A 1,323-nucleotide genomic window follows, 5' to 3' on the forward strand; every position below is an offset into this window, starting at 1 on the left:
TTCTATAGTGTCTTGTGTCTCTTGGTTAGGATAAAACAGCTTCAAGACTTCCTGATCAAGCTCTGCTTCTGTTTCGTCATCTGGTGGCAATGTTGCATTGCTCTTACCAACCATAAAACCGAGTCTACGCTTTGGTTTCTGCATCTCATGTTCTCCTATCCAGCACAGCCAGATCCTGCATATGACGTTTAGTATACGTTACAGTGTGACTTACTCTGCAATAGCCTTCGGCCAGTGCTTCGCTGTGGTGTAGTGTCCCCAAAACTCCGTCTAATACCTGATATGGCTAATGGCACAGTTAACAACTTTTTTTTACGGATCTATTGACAACTTTTTTTGATATAGTAAAACTGTAAGAGATTATAAATAAAAGAAAAGCCCGCGTTCTCGATTAGTTTGGCGACAGTGAGAGAACGGGTCATTACAGAAAGGATACTGCTAAATGTTCAATATAGAAAATAACAGAGAGATATTAAAAAGTCAAATACCTTTAAAGCCATATGCTACAAATGATTTAGAGTTTGGATTGACTATTCAAAATAAGAATAAAGCTTTAGATATGCTTTATTTACAAGTAAATCACCCGTTGTATCTTCATACAATGATATTTGATTTAGACAAAGAAAACTGCTTTTATGAGTTTGAAAATGCTCATTTGCCCATCCCGTCTTTTATAACAAAATCACCAGACTCTGGTAGATGTCATTACGGTTATATGCTTAATGCTCCGATCTCATCAACAGAGAAAAGCAGACAGAAGCCTGTCAAGTTTGCCAGAGCATTATATTACAATATGGCTACTCGTCTTGGTGCTGATCTTGGCTATGCGGGACTGATTACTAAAAACCCACTGCATAGCCATTGGTCGCCGTTCTGGTCTGGTGCTGATTTATACGAACTTAATGATTTAGCTGATTGTTTTGATGATTTAGAAGAACCAAAGAAAAGAGAAAATACAGAGTTTGCTTTTGGTCGTAATGTTGAAATGTTCGACACCATAAGGAAGTGGGCTTATAAAAATGTGCTAAAATATAAGAATGAAAGCTCATTTAATGATTTTCAAAATGAGTTATTGTTAAAGTGTCAAATGCATAATGCATATTTAAATGCTAATGATTTACTGCCATACAATGAAATAAAAGCAACATCAAAAAGCATTGCTAAATGGTGTTGGTATAAATTTGAAAATGAGGAGTTTATTAAGATACAATCAAATAGAGCAAAAAAGGGAAAACCAAAAAGCAAAACTCGTAAGTTTTTGGAGGCGATAAAATGAAAGTTAAAAATAGAAAAAGAGAACTTACAGCAAAAGAGTATGCTGAA

General features: G+C 35.4%; 1 protein-coding gene. It reads left to right on the top strand.

Annotation, left to right across the window (positions count from 1 at the left end):
- Positions 1–442: 442 nt before the first annotated feature.
- Positions 443–1,276, top strand: coding sequence for a replication initiation protein (locus tag FYJ73_RS15615; protein WP_154535661.1), 834 nt, complete (start codon positions 443–445; stop codon positions 1,274–1,276).
- Positions 1,277–1,323: the final 47 nt, after the last annotated feature.

It is taken from the genome of Hallella mizrahii (genome assembly GCF_009695775.1).
Taxonomy (GTDB): Bacteria; Bacteroidota; Bacteroidia; order Bacteroidales; family Bacteroidaceae; genus Prevotella; species Prevotella mizrahii.